The following is a 7,759-nucleotide window of genomic DNA, read 5'->3' as shown; positions in this document are numbered from 1 at the left end:
AACAGAAAGAAAATATAAAAAAGGCTGTCTTTTATTAAGGCAGCCTTTTTTTATGAGTAAAGGTTTAATTTATTACTTTTAGCGGATAAGATATTTTTAAACGATTAAAATCAAACTATATGAAAGAAGTATATAAATCTGAAGCGATAATTCTTAGCGAAGTAATGGATAATTGTAGAAACTTAACTAAATGGTATTTATCACATTTAAAAGGAGTAGATTCAAATAAAGTCTTTACATTCGAAAATGGAACTCAGTTTAATTCTATTAATTGGATAGTGTGTCACCTTGGCTGGGCTGAAAACTATTTGATATTGAAATCTACGGGTGGTAAACCATTAGATATTAAATGGTTGGATAATTATGCTCTTGGAAAAGAAATGAAACAAGGAAAGGACAATAATCCTGATATAAAAGAAGCTTTGTCAGTATTAAAGGAAATTCATCAAAATTCTATAGAACATTTGCAAACACTTTCAGAACAAGATTTAAATGAAAAAAATTTAATTGATGTAAATTTTGGTGGAGATAACTCTAAAAGAATGATGATACACCATGCCATTCGTCATGAATCTTGTCATACGGGTCATTTAAGTTGGTTGTGCAAGCTGAATAATATTAAAACGATTTAAGAATACCGGTATTTCAAAAAGATAAAATAGGTAAATATTAGTCAACAGAGGGGAATTTGATTTTTTACTTGTCTATTATAAATTTAAGACATTACCTTTGCAACCCATGTTACAAAAGATAAAAATTTATTTTTTAAACTGGCTTACCAGAAATGTAAAAGCCGATTATTTAATGTTGATTATCAGCATTTGTATAGGTTTATTTGCAGGGCTGGCTGCAGTTATTCTTAAAACATCCATTCATTTTATTCAAGATTTCCTGACAAGAGATTTTCGAATATCACTTCCCAATTTCTTGTATTTTTTATATCCGATGGTAGGGATGTTTTTAACTATATTGTTTATAAAATATCTAAATAGAAATAAGTTAGGGCATGGTTTAACGAATGTTATTTACAGTATCCGGAAGAAAGCAGGTTTTATAGAAAGAGATAAGACCTATTCCCATATGGCAACATCGGCTTTGACTGTTGGATTTGGAGGTTCTGTTGGATTAGAGGCACCTATCGTAACTACCGGCTCTGCTATTGCTTCCGTTTTTGGACGTTTTTTCAGGTTTGATTATAAGAAGAGAATTTTGTTAATTGGATGCGGAGCAGCGGCAGCCACTTCAGCTATTTTTAATGCTCCCGTTACCGGAGTAGTTTTTACGCTGGAGATACTTTTATTAACACTTAGCATTCCTTCTTTTATTCCTTTGTTGCTGGCATCTGTGACCGGAACGCTTGTTAGTTCTTTATTAATGGGGGAGGCAGGTACTTTCGAATTTAATTTAGTGGCTCCTTTCAGATTAGAGCAAATCCCGTTTTTTGTTTTACTTGGCTTAATTGCCGGATTGTTTTCTATTTACTTTACCAGAGTAACGCTGTCTCTTGAATCATGGTTTAGTAAGTTTGGTATCAATCGATTTAAAAAAGCACTTATCGGTGGTTTGGGATTGGGAGCACTTATTTTTTTATTTCCTCCTCTCTATGGTGAAGGTTATTTTGCCATAAGGTATATATTGCAAGGTAATGTTGAGGAATTGCTTTCTAATAGTCTCTTTTATAATTGGGTTGACTCATACTGGATAGTTTTAGTGTTCATGTTTTTTGTGATGCTTTTTAAAGTTTTGGCAGCAGCATTTACAACCGGAGGTGGCGGAAATGGAGGTATTTTTGCCCCATCAATTTTTACCGGTGCTTTTTTAGGTTATCTGTTTGCCAGCGTGGTAAATATGACAGGTGTGTTTGAAGAACTTCCTAAAGAAAACTTTGCATTAGTAGGCATGACGGCTGTTATAAGTGGGGTTATGCATGCGCCACTTACCGGCATTTTTTTAATTGCAGAGATAACCTCCAGTTATGAGTTAATTGCACCATTGATGATAGTTTCCGGTATTTCTTATGCTACCGTTATAGTTTACCAAAAAGATAGTATTTACGCAATTCAACTGGCTCGAAAAGGTCACCAGCTTAAACAAGATAAAGATGAGGAAGTGTTAACTCTACTTAAAATCAGCTCCGTAATTGAAAGAGATTTAAAAATAATTAAACAGGACGCTACACTCAGAAATATTGTAGAAATAGTAGCAGCTCATAAGAGAAATATATTCCCAATTGTTGATAATGACGGTAAATTGTTAGGGATTATCACTTTGGATGACATTCGGGAAATCATGTTTAAAGAAAAACTATATGATGTAACCTATGCCCATGAACTGCTAAAGCCGGTCAGAAAAGTGGTTGAATTGAAAGATGATATGACTGAGGTTATGAAAAAATTTGATGAGTCAGAAGCATGGAATTTGCCGGTTGTTGATGATAGCGGTGTTTATATTGGAATGCTTTCCAAGTCAAGAATATTTTCTACCTATCGACAGCTTTTAATTGATAACTCTAAAGATGCATAGATTGAAAAAACTAATCGGCAACCTTTAATCTAAATGTATGCTGAAAAAAGAAGAATTGCTTTTAAAAATTAAATCGAAGGCTCTTTTAAAACCTTAACTTTCCAGAGACCTCTTAATTCTCCCATTTTAAAGTCTACCGCTTTATCATTGGGGTATAGCATTTGTATAGCTATAAAGTCCTCTACTTGTATTTCCTTTTCTACTTCACCATGACAATTCAGACATAAAGGACTCGCTAATAATAAAGGCGTATAATAAATTTTAAAAGTGTCATCTGTTCTGACTATAGGCTCAGGAACGATATCCTGATCCAGGGATTCAATATAAGATTGAATGATTTTCAACTCTTCTGAATTAGCTGCATTTGCCGGATTGCGGTATTTATGAGAAACTCTGCTGACAGTCATTCTTTCATCCTCGATTACTTCAGAAGTCAACTCCAAAGCTTGCTCATTACAATAGCTGATCGCATATGCTATCCCATTTTCTTCAATGGCACCGGTCACTGCTTGCATCAAGTTCTTTTGTGCTTTTGATATTATTTTTTCTGCTGTTATTTTAAACTCACCCAAATCATCACTCTCTTCGTCTTTTTCTATACTAATTTCTTCTTCAGAAGTTTGTGTAATTCTTTTTTCTTCTCTATTTTCAAAGTTGCAGGAGAGTAAAATCAAGGGGATTCCTAAAAGTATGATGATATTTTTCATTTTTTCTATATTTATCTATAAAGATAAGAAAACCGTTTTTTATGTCAAATAAACTTGAAAAAATAGCCGTATTTACTTCGGGGGGTGATGCTCCGGGTATGAATGCTGCTATTAGAGGTGTTGTCCGTTGTGCACTATACAACAAATTAAAGGTAGAAGGTATATACCAAGGCTATCAGGGAATGATAGAAAATAAGTTTGTTTCACTTTTATCTTCATCGGTCAGCAATATTATCCAAAAGGGCGGCACTATACTTAAAACTGCGAGAAGTGATGACTTCATGACTACTGAAGGTAGAAAGAAAGCATTCAATAATTTAAAGAACCGGGGCGTTGATGCATTGGTTGCCATAGGTGGAGATGGAACCTTTAAAGGGGCTCAGGTCTTTTATGATGAGTTTAAAATACCTGTGATAGGAATCCCCGGAACCATCGATAATGATTTGTATGGTACAGATTTTACGATAGGATATGATACTGCTATTAATACCGCTATCGATGCTATTGATAAAATAAGAGATACAGCAGACTCTCACAATAGATTGTTCTTTGTTGAAGTAATGGGGCGTGATGCCGGCTTTATTGCTTTAAGAACAGGAATTGGTAGTGGGGCAGAAGCAATTTTAATTCCTGAAATACATACAGATACTAAAATGTTACTCAAAAAACTTGAGTTGGGGAAAAAGAAAAGTAAGACTTCAAGCATAGTAATCGTTTCAGAGGGAGACGAAACAGGTGGTGCTTTCAAAATTGCTGAAGAAGTGAAAAAAGTTTTTTCTGAATATGATATAAGAGTAAGTATTTTAGGGCATATTCAACGGGGAGGGAATCCTACTTGCTCAGACAGGGTTCTGGCCGGCCGCCTTGGAGTTGCAGCTGTTGAGGCACTTTTAAAAGGGGAAACCGGATTAATGGTAGGCGTAAAACACAAATCTGTTACTTATACCCCTTTTTCAAAGGCAATAAAACATAATAATACTATTGACAAAGATTTATTTGAACTTAATGAAATCTTATCATTTTAAATATTCAATACAATGACAAAAATTACAATACAACTTGATAGAGATATTTGCATAGGTACATTTGCTTGTACAGCGGAAGCACCTGAACTTTTTGAAGCCGGGGATGATGGCAGAGTAGATTTGATAAAATCTGTTTTTAACGAAGAATCTGAAGTTTATGAATTGGTAATAAATCAGTCTGTTCTTGAAGCGGCTAAGGAAGCGGCGGCCGTTTGTCCGGTTGATGCTATTGTTATTACCGAAGATGAGTAATTCTCAAGCTGATAATTTATCTTATTGTTTATGAAAATATTGTTAATTTCAGATACGCACAGTCATTTGGATGAGGGGATAATTTCAAACATTAAAGAAGCTGATGAAGTCTGGCATGCCGGTGATATCGGGAATCCCATTGTGGAAAAGAAAATTTCTGAGTTGAAACCACTTAGAGCCGTTTATGGAAATATTGACGGACATGAACTTCGAAGAGCGTTGCCTGAAGAAGTTTGCTTTCGATTTAATGGCATGACCATTTTTATGACCCATATAGGTGGTTACCCGGGAAGATATCAAAAAGGAATTAAAGAAAAATTGATGGAATTAAAACCGGATATATTTATCTGTGGTCATTCTCACATACTTAAAGTAATATACGATAAGAACTTGAATCTACTGCATATGAATCCCGGTGCTGCCGGTCTCGAAGGTTTTCACCAAATAAGAACGATGCTGCGTTTTGAAATCAACGAGGGTAAAATAGAAAAATTAGAAATCATTGAATTAGGGAAAAGGGGGAGTGTCAAAAAGGCATAATCAATCTTAAAAAAGAAGACAAAGTTGCATGTATGTCGAATTTCATGACCTAAAAATATGAAAAAATGACATATTAACCTATTGGTATATAATTTGAATAGTTCTTAGAAAATTCATTTATTAAAAAAAACAGGAGGATAATATGACACTTTTAAAATGGAAATCACAAGAACCAACAATTTCAAATCCTTTATCAAGGTATTTTGAAGACTTTTTTGATCGGGACCTTTTAGCTGATAACTTCAGAAATACGCTACCTTCAGTGAATGTGGCTGAAAATGAAGATGAGTTTCGCTTAGAAATAGCAGCTCCGGGTTTCACAAAAGACAATTTCAATATGGAGTTGGAAGAAAACGTTTTGACTTTAAGTGGAGAGCTTAAAAAAAGCGAGTCTGAAAAAGATGAAAATTACACCAGAAGAGAATTTCAGTTTTCTTCTTTCAAGCGTTCTTTCACTTTACCGGATATTGTAGATGCAGATAAAATTTCGGCTACTTACTCGGATGGGATTTTGAAAGTTATCTTGCCAAAAAAAGAAGAACAAAAGAAACTTTCAAAAAAGTCAATTAACATTAATTAATCACTGAGAAAGAGTGAGAAAAGAAGAAGGGGTGTGCATTGCATGTCCCTTCTTTCTTTTTATATGCGTTTCAATAGCATAGCATGTCCCAGTCCACCCGCAGCACAGGCAGCAACTAATGCTAATTCTCCATCTTCTCTGTGTAAGCGGTTTACCGCTGTTGTGATAAGCCTTGATCCGGTTGCACCAAACGGATGACCTATTGATAATGAACCGCCGCAAGTATTCAGCTTTTCCATTGGAATTTCACCTATGGCAGATTCTCTGTTTAAATTCTGTCTATTAAATGTTTCTGAAGACAAGGCTTTAATATTTGCCAACACTTGACCGGCAAAAGCTTCATGCAATTCAAAAACATCTATATCGCTTAGCGTGAGATTTAATTTATTCAATAGTTTAGCGATAGCATAGGCAGGTCCAAGCAAAAGCTCTTCAAAAGGATCCTGAGCAGTAAAAACATAATCAACTATTTCAGCTTTAGCTTGATAACCTTGAGCTTTTGCATATTCAGCATTCATATATAATGATACAGCCGCCCCGTCTGTTAAAAATGAGGCATTTGCAGCAGTAACTGTCCCTGATTTCTTTACAAATGCAGGTCTCAGTCTTTCCATTTCCTCATAGCTGCTGTTCCCTCTGATGCCATTGTCTTTTCCTATTTTTTTAAAAGTAGGAGGTAATTCAATATTGCTTACCTCTTCATTTAAAAGCCCATTTGCATAAGCCTTTTCGGCTAAATGATGTGAACGCAGAGCAAATTCATCCTGACTTTTTCGGGAAATTTCAAATTTTGCAGCCAGTAAATCGCAATCTTCACCCATTGATTTACCGGTTAAATACTCAGTTATGGAAGGCCTCTCCGGAAAAAAATCCGAAGGCCTAAGCTTTAAAGCAAATTTCAGCATATCCGGAAATGTTTTTATTTTTCTTGCTGCAAAAAGTTTTTTTCGCATGACTTTTTTGAATAAAATCGGCGTATCAGAAATGGAGTCTGTTCCACCACCAATAAATACATTAGCTCTTCCGGCAGCCACCATTTCCGCCCCGTCAGTTATTGCTTTATTTGCTGAAATGCAAGCCATAGTAACTGTGTGACATGGGCTTTTGTATGAAATGCCTGCTTGTATAGCTGCTTCTCTGGCTACATTACCGGTTTTTACATTAGATATGGTAGTTCCCAAAATTACAGAATCAATAGTTTTACTGTCTATACCACTTTTATATAATAGAGCTTTTATGGCGTGTGCTCCTAATTGATAAGACATCAAATCCTGATAATCTGTACCGGATTTCAAAAAAGGAGTTCTGACTCCATCTATAAATACAACTTTAGGCATATTATTTCTTTGGTTTTAAAAGACATTCTATTACTGCTAATATAGAGTTTATGCCTTGCTATTTCATAATAGTCTAATAAAATTTTAGCACTTATTTGCGATAATGATTTTTACCTCACAAGTATATCGTCTGAATTATATTGCATGAGCTGTATTTGCATCCTAATTACATAATTGTTTATGCTTCTAATAGTAGTAGATATATAGTGTCATAAATGCAATGTAAAAAAGTTGTTCGAAATAATTTTAAATAAAATTATTTCGAAGATTTGTACAGATAAAAAGTTAGTAAATAATCTGTAATTACACTGAAAATCAACTTTTATTAGCCGATTTTAATAAATATTTATTAATAATAAGTTTTTATAGTAATATTTTGTAAAGTAGGATGGTGTTTTATTTGACGTATTTATACAGCATTATAATTGTGTAAAGTAATGAAAGGCGTGCTAAAAGAAATATAAAAAAACTTGCATTTTAAATTTGGTAGTACTAACTTAGGGCTCAGTTTCTGTGAGAAGGAAACACGATGAATATATATTAACCAATTTTCAAAAACCTTTTTTATGATCGAAAGTAATTTCAGTCCCCAAAAAAACGTCCCGGAATTTTTATGCTTAGAAATTGTCATTTTAGAAAGCATAAGGTATATCATAGTAATTCCACTTCTCATTAAAAACATATTTACATTTCATTTCATGTAATTCCAAAATTTGGTTTTACTTGAAGATGCTTATTTATTTTATTTAACCAAACCATTTTAGATTATGAAAACAATTAACTCTTTATTCAGGT

General features: G+C 34.0%; 9 protein-coding genes. 6 read left to right on the top strand and 3 right to left on the bottom strand.

Annotation, left to right across the window (positions count from 1 at the left end; all coding sequences use genetic code 11):
• Window positions 1-119: 119 nt before the first annotated feature.
• Both EA412_01285 and EA412_01280 read left to right on the top strand, forming a co-directional pair.
• Window positions 120-632 (top strand): DinB family protein, encoded by a 513-nt coding sequence (locus EA412_01285; protein TVR82809.1) that lies wholly within the window; start codon window positions 120-122, stop codon window positions 630-632.
• A gap of 106 nt (window positions 633-738) precedes the next feature.
• Window positions 739-2,523 carry a chloride channel protein gene (locus EA412_01280; GenBank protein TVR82808.1) on the top strand — a complete coding sequence of 595 codons (1,785 nt, stop codon included), beginning with the start codon at window positions 739-741 and terminating at the stop codon, window positions 2,521-2,523.
• Window positions 2,524-2,591: 68 nt separating this feature from the next.
• Here the strand turns inward: EA412_01280 and EA412_01275 are convergent, their stop codons facing one another.
• The gene (locus EA412_01275) at window positions 2,592-3,230 is read right to left on the bottom strand and encodes a DUF3365 domain-containing protein (protein ID TVR82807.1); all 639 of its coding nucleotides are present in this window, start codon (window positions 3,228-3,230) and stop codon (window positions 2,592-2,594) included.
• 41 nt (window positions 3,231-3,271) lie between these two features.
• Between EA412_01275 and pfkA the strand changes: the two genes are divergently transcribed.
• The 4 genes from pfkA (at window position 3,272) to EA412_01255 (ending at window position 5,627) form a co-directional block, all read left to right on the top strand.
• Entirely contained in the window at window positions 3,272-4,255 is a 984-nt protein-coding gene (pfkA, locus tag EA412_01270) for a 6-phosphofructokinase (protein ID TVR82806.1), read from the top strand.
• A 12-nt stretch (window positions 4,256-4,267) separates the two neighbouring features.
• Window positions 4,268-4,507 carry a ferredoxin gene (locus EA412_01265; GenBank protein ID TVR82805.1) on the top strand — a complete coding sequence of 80 codons (240 nt, stop codon included), beginning with the start codon at window positions 4,268-4,270 and terminating at the stop codon, window positions 4,505-4,507.
• 30 nt (window positions 4,508-4,537) lie between these two features.
• Entirely contained in the window at window positions 4,538-5,047 is a 510-nt protein-coding gene (locus tag EA412_01260) for a metallophosphoesterase (GenBank protein TVR82804.1), read from the top strand.
• 142 nt (window positions 5,048-5,189) lie between these two features.
• Window positions 5,190-5,627 (top strand): Hsp20/alpha crystallin family protein, encoded by a 438-nt coding sequence (locus EA412_01255; protein TVR82803.1) that lies wholly within the window; start codon window positions 5,190-5,192, stop codon window positions 5,625-5,627.
• Window positions 5,628-5,686: 59 nt separating this feature from the next.
• Here the strand turns inward: EA412_01255 and EA412_01250 are convergent, their stop codons facing one another.
• Window positions 5,687-6,964: an acetyl-CoA C-acyltransferase gene (locus EA412_01250; protein TVR82802.1), complete on the bottom strand. Its 1,278-nt coding sequence runs from the start codon at window positions 6,962-6,964 to the stop codon at window positions 5,687-5,689.
• A gap of 409 nt (window positions 6,965-7,373) precedes the next feature.
• Window positions 7,374-7,637, bottom strand: a complete 264-nt coding sequence (locus EA412_01245) for a hypothetical protein (protein ID TVR82801.1) — start codon at window positions 7,635-7,637, stop codon at window positions 7,374-7,376.
• Window positions 7,638-7,759: the final 122 nt, after the last annotated feature.

The organism is Chitinophagaceae bacterium, from assembly GCA_007695095.1.
Classification (GTDB): Bacteria; Bacteroidota; Bacteroidia; order Chitinophagales; family REEL01; genus REEL01.
The sequence above is the reverse complement of the archived record's forward strand: the minus strand, read 5'-3'. Positions and strand labels throughout refer to the sequence as shown.